General features: G+C 36.4%; 4 protein-coding genes and 1 pseudogene. 1 reads left to right on the top strand and 4 read right to left on the bottom strand.

Annotated elements, in window-relative coordinates:
• The 4 genes and pseudogenes from A5N85_RS12095 to efeU all read right to left on the bottom strand — a co-directional run.
• Nucleotides 1–182, bottom strand: a pseudogene (locus tag A5N85_RS12095) (IS630 transposase-related protein); the annotation flags it as partial.
• A 380-nt stretch (nucleotides 183–562) separates the two neighbouring features.
• A complete protein-coding gene (locus A5N85_RS12085) occupies nucleotides 563–1,885 on the bottom strand; it encodes a di-heme oxidoredictase family protein (protein ID WP_084601780.1) in 1,323 nt (440 codons plus the stop codon).
• Between the two features lie 174 nt (nucleotides 1,886–2,059).
• Complete coding sequence (locus A5N85_RS12075; RefSeq protein WP_072577441.1) at nucleotides 2,060–3,403, bottom strand: imelysin family protein; 1,344 nt, start codon at nucleotides 3,401–3,403, stop codon at nucleotides 2,060–2,062.
• 83 nt (nucleotides 3,404–3,486) lie between these two features.
• The gene (gene efeU / locus A5N85_RS12070; RefSeq protein ID WP_072577440.1) at nucleotides 3,487–4,317 is read right to left on the bottom strand and encodes an iron uptake transporter permease EfeU; all 831 of its coding nucleotides are present in this window, start codon (nucleotides 4,315–4,317) and stop codon (nucleotides 3,487–3,489) included.
• Between the two features lie 390 nt (nucleotides 4,318–4,707).
• Between efeU and A5N85_RS12065 the strand changes: the two genes are divergently transcribed.
• A complete protein-coding gene (locus A5N85_RS12065; protein ID WP_249023975.1) occupies nucleotides 4,708–5,130 on the top strand; it encodes a YqcC family protein in 423 nt (140 codons plus the stop codon).
• The last annotated feature ends 436 nt before the right edge of the window (nucleotides 5,131–5,566 follow it).

Genomic DNA, 5,566 nt, shown 5'->3' with positions numbered 1-5,566 from the left:
ATTTTTCTTTGGTTTTGTGCCTTGAGATTGGGCGCTTAAGTTCCACCTGTATCTCTTTGGAGTTTTTTCCAGCTGTATAGTGCTGAGCGTGATATGCCATAGGCTTGTATTACTTGGTCAATGTCTTTGCATTTGTCCCAGTACGCCATTGCTTTTTGTCGGATTTCAATTGTATATGCCATTTTGTTAGTTTCCGCTATTTTTAGTCTTGTTTCTATTTTAAATTACTATAATCAAATCAATTTCTTGATCAGTCAGATCTGTTAAAGCACTAGAAAAATTTTTCTGAATATCAGAAAACTGATCTTTATCGGTTCTACCCATGAATATTGATAAATCTCTAATGCATTCACAAATCTGAATAAATTTTCTAAATCTTTTTCTATACCAATATACGCTATACCTTTATCTATAGGTACACTTAGAGCAGTTAACAGCATCCATAGAATTCCCGAATAGCTATTATTCATTTTCATCACTGCCTTCTATTAGAGAAAATTTTTTTACTGGTAAGATAAGCATTCTATTATTTAAGTATTTATTTTTATATGAAATCCGATAATTAGCGCGTTTCTACAAAATGAATAATCTGCTCTCTTTGCGCTTTGGGTAATGTCATAAAGCGTTGTTTAACCTGTTCAGCTTCGCCCCCATGCCATAAAATTGCTTCTTGAATATTGGCTGCGCGTGCGTCATGTAAAAAACGCTGTCCAGCAGTAATACGCTGTTGCATATTCCAAAGCGGTGCGGTTCGCCATTCGCGTTCATTAGCATCAAATTCTATTCTCGCATCCGCTAATTCTTCTCCCATATCATGAATTAAGAAATCGCTGTAAGGATGAATAGACTGTCCATTTTTGGTTGTCAGCGTAGGACGATGACAAGCCACGCAGCCGATTGCAGTAAAGCGTTTTTCACCTGCTTTTATCTGTGCGTTATCTGGCGCGCTAGGCAATGGTGGTTGTGCATTCACATAGGCGGCAATGGCGTGTAATCGTCGTTCTGGTAAATCTAAATGTCCTAATGGTCCAGCGCGTCCTATAGGGGCTTTTTGGCATGCGGTTTGGGCAGGCGTACATAATTCCTCAGGATAAAGCGGATTAGTTAATCCCATATCATTTGCAGCGGCATCTGCGACTTGTTGTAAAACACTTGGCTGACTGGCTTTCCAGTTAAATCGTCCTTGTACTGTTTTGCCTGTTGTCATGTCATAAACATAATTCACGCGCCCTGAAATGCCATCTTGGTTTTTATCTTCAGGGTCAGCCCAAGCGGCAATTTCTTCATCTGGAACGTCACTAATCAAACCTAAACCCTGCAGAATATTCGGCTGACGCAAGGAAATTTTAGTTTTGCTATCCAATTTGCCGTAATTTAGCTGGTCAAGATAAGGTTCAAAATAACTTAATGTTTGTTCGCTACCATCTGGAAATACAATTTTTTTCGTATGCATTTTTAACTTAGTTGCTGCTTCAGGTAAGACTGCGCCTGTACCGTTAATGGCAATTTGATTGCCATACACAAGGTCAATGGTGGGCATGCCTTTTTGTGCTTTTTGGCGGTCAATGCTCGGTTGACTCAATTTAAATACTAAACCGCGCAAAGGTTGTCCTTCTTGATTTAAAACAACAGCACCGCCGTGGTCAACATGGCAACTGGTACAGGTATTGGCATTAAATAAAGGTCCGAGTCCATCGCGTGCAGTAGTTGCGCTTGGAGCAACTACCCATGGAATGGTGAAAAAAGAGCGTCCTAGAGTAATTAAGTTTTCAGAGTCATGAGGGATTGTTGCTTTCGCAATAGGTTGTAATAGCATTACGCTAAGAAATAGTAAGCTGTTTTTGTGATATTTTTTTATCAGATGATGAGATAGAAATGCGCTCATGATGTGATGCCTTAAAAAAAATGTTTTTATCAGAATTACCTGCGCGTGAGAAAAATATTTTTGCCGCACAATTGCTAACGTTTGATAACGAAAAAAGCCACTCAGCAGTAGGAGTTTCCATACTCCGTTGCCTTGTGGCTTTATCTTTCATCCTAGAAAAGGTTGATAGTCAGATTATTTTTCGTAATCGTGATTTTCTTCTGGATCAGTAACATCATCTGTATTCAATGACACGTTAAATGCCGCCGCTACCTCAACCATCTTATCACCTAATTTACGCAAATCATTTTTCAATGCCACGATATTATTCACGCTTTCTTCATTTTCAGGGTGAATTTGGTAATCGAAATGCATTTTTGTTGTTGCTAATTCGTTGATAGTATGAATACGGTTCTCAATATCAGAGATAAGCATATCAATGTCTTTTTTCTGTTCAGCTGGCAAAGCGTCATAAGGTGCAGGACCTACTTTCTTGCCCTGATATTGTCCCATTAAGATATCTTTAAAACTGCTAAAGTTTCTATCAATATCACGATGTGTATTGTCTGAGAAACAGCTATGCTCATCTTCTTCGCTTGGTGTTAAAACTGCAACCGCAATCCGCTCATTCGCTAATTCTGATTTTATAAACATCCCCATACCGGCAAAAATATTTTTCAATGATTCTGCTATAGGAATATTTTTATCTGCTTGTTTGCCTTTTAATTGATTTAAAAGTGCGGCGCGGAATAAGCCATTATCACCTTTTACATTTTTATCCCAAGCGCTATTAACTACAGTTAAATCATCAACCAATTTGCTAGCTGCTGCTTTTAAATAATCTAAACGGCGTTGCGCAAATTTATCGGTGGTAAAGTCTGATAATGGACGTTGACCTGCAACCATCGCACCATTAGTAACTTTATCTTCAATAAAGTTATTGTAGTCTTGATCTTGTCCCCAAAGTAAAAACTCAATGGCGTGATATCCAGAAGCAACGTTCGCTTCGCCACCATTTTCATTTAATTCAGTAATCGCTTCTTTGGTAATTTTATCTACATTAACCGCTTTTGCGTCTTCACCGCCCGGTGTAAACTCTCCTTTAGAATCAATAATATTACCAGCTGTTTTTTTACCTTCGGCGTCAGTGGTGTAATCAATCATGTTTTCATCAAGCGGCCAAGCATTGATTTGGCTTTCTAAGTTGCCATAGGTTTCTTCTACCCAACCTTCTTCTGCATCAATAGGACCAGCAGATAAACGGAAAGCTTCTGTTAAACCATAACTTTCACGAGATTTTAACCATGCATCTTTCGCAGCTTGGAAAGTTTTTTCGTTTGGTGCTTTTGCAAAAGCATCAATCGCTACTTGTAACGCTTTAGCATCTTTTAACGCTGCACTGTAAGTATCATGTGCAATTTCTGCATAAGTATTTAAAAATTGAAGCGCCTGCACCTTTTCTTCTTTCGCAAAAACAGGTTGGCTAATAGCTAATGAAACTGCCGCTGTTAATAAAAAACTTCTGAATTTCAATTTCATAACTTTCCTTAAGTGAATTAAAACAATTTAATTATGCCGTAAAAATAACTTAAAAACAATAATAATAAGTATTATTATTTACTTTATTGAACACTAATTCTTGCACCAGGTTTCTTTTTATTCTTAAGAAAAAACATCAAAACTGGAATTAAATAAAGCAAATAAAATATTAAATCGCTTTGTGTTGGATGATCTTTATATCCAAAGATACCGCTAATAATAGAGCCTAATGCGCTTTTTTCACTTAAGATACCTGATAAATCTGTTAATGGTGTTTGCCATAAATTCCAAAGACCTGCATTATGAAAAGCTCGGAATGCGCCAGCAAATAATCCTGCGGAAACAAAAATGAGAAATACGCCTGTCCAACGGAAAAATTTTGCCAAATTGATACGAACGCCACCTTCATAAATCAACCAACCAATAACAATAGCCACCGCCAAGCCCAATGCTGCGCCAATTAACATATTTTTCGTATGATTTTGTTGAGCAATCGCTAATAAGAAAAATACCGTTTCAATCCCCTCTCGAACAACTGCTAAAAATGCCATACCAACCAATGCCCAACCTTGTCCTTTACCATAATGCAACGCAGAGCTAACCGACGCTTGCAAGTGCGTTTTCATCGCCCCTGCTGCTCTTTTCATCCATAGCGTCATATACGTCAACATAGCTACTGCTAATAAAGCAATCGTACCTGCCAATATGCCTTGCTGTTTTTTAGGTAAAGCATCAGTGCCTGTAAACATTACCCAACCTACCGCTAAACACAGTAATACGGCAAGAATTACCCCAAGCCAAACCCGATTAATTAACTTTGAATGCCCACCTTGCTTTAAAAAACTAGCAACAATACCAACAATGAGTGCTGCTTCGACTCCTTCACGCAACATAATGAGAAAAGTAACTAGCATAGGGATTCCTTAAATTCTTAACATTGGGCGCGAATTATAATTCTCGCATCCTATAAATACAAATCATTAGCATCATTAGTTTTAAAAAGTAAAACCATTATAGTGATAGACTTAAGGACTATGTCATAATAAATTGAGACCTTTGCAAAAAAACATAAAATAGAGAAACTTCAATTTTTTAAATTTTGAAAACATATTAAAATCATGGGTAGTGGTTTGAAAAGTATGCTAAACATACTCTTACAAAAAATACTTCTTTTAATATATTGATATTTAAATATTTAACTGCCATTGGATTATTTGATAATATTCCAGCATACTTTTCAAACCACTACCAAATCATGGTGTTAATTTTTCTACTAGTAGCAAAAATTAGTGTAAAACGGAATTTTGCAAAGGTCTCAAATTTTTTTATTTCTAACAACTGGTCAGCAAATGAATACTAATCCTTTTTTAACCGATATGCGTAGTGCATTAGTACTCCTAGAAGCGGAACTCAAAATGCTTGGCTGGTGGCAGACTCCATCACAAAAGCCAAGCATAGAGGCACTTAATAGTAAAGAACCTTTTTGTATTGATTATTTAAGTTTTTCTGAGTGGTTACAATGGGTTTATATTCCCAAGATGCACGCGTTTATGAACCAAACAGGTCAGCTCCCTAAAATCAGTGGTTTATTACCCATTGCTGAAGAAGCTTGGAAAAATACGCCTAAAAATTTAACACGCCTACATCAAATTGTTGATTTATTAGATAAGATAATCGTTGGCAATCATCAAACGCTTTTATCTGCCCTACTCTCTATTCAACAATAAACCATTCCTCAAACCACTATATAGCAGGACTCCCACAAAATGCACACCGTACTTGGAAATAGGATGCTGTTTTCAAAGTGGATATTGAGTTAACGTTGTATGCATTTTTTGGGAAGTTGGCTATATACTTTACTGAAATAGAGATCCACCTTCTGAGACTTTTGCAACATTCTGTTTTACGTGATTTTTTCTATTAGTAGAAAAATAACGCTATGATTTTAATATGTTTTTAAAATTCAAAAAAATCAAAATTCGGTAGTGGTTTGAAAAGTATGCTAAACATACTCTTACAAAAAACACTTCTTTTAATATATTGATATTTAAATATTTAACTGTCATTGGATTATTTGATAATATTCCAGCATACTTTTCAAACCACTACCTATTTTTAGATCAATGTCGAAGCGTATCAGAAGTTAGGATAAAACATTGTAAT

Origin of the sequence: Suttonella ornithocola, from assembly GCF_001889065.1 — a bacterium.
Taxonomy (GTDB): domain Bacteria; phylum Pseudomonadota; class Gammaproteobacteria; order Cardiobacteriales; family Cardiobacteriaceae; genus Suttonella_A; species Suttonella_A ornithocola.
Note: the sequence above shows the minus strand (reverse complement) of the source record. Positions and strands in the feature narration are given on the sequence as shown.